Below are 232 nucleotides of genomic sequence, written 5' to 3'. Positions count from 1 at the left end.
GGGTCGTAGATATAATATTCTTCCACGCCATAGCGATTGTAGAACAACAGTTTTTTGCTCATCTCTTTCAGTCGGTTCCCGGGAGATAAGATTTCAAACACCACTTGCGGGGCGATGTTGTCTTCTAACCACTGCTGATAAGATCCGCGATCGCATTTCGGGCGGCCAAACACTACCATTGTATCCGGTGCTTGCGCCAGTTTATTGTTCCCCTCCACCGGATACCAGAACA

At 48.3% G+C, this 232-nt stretch carries 1 protein-coding gene; it reads right to left on the bottom strand.

What is annotated here, in order from left to right; all coding sequences use genetic code 11:
- On the bottom strand, positions 1-232 hold a 232-nt coding region (locus tag LKK83_RS08025), incomplete at both ends, for a Uma2 family endonuclease (RefSeq protein WP_324630522.1).

This window comes from Phormidium sp. CCY1219, from assembly GCF_035615515.1.
Classification (GTDB): Bacteria; Cyanobacteriota; Cyanobacteriia; order Cyanobacteriales; family Laspinemataceae; genus CCY1219.
The sequence above is the reverse complement of the archived record's forward strand: the minus strand, read 5'-3'. Positions and strand labels throughout refer to the sequence as shown.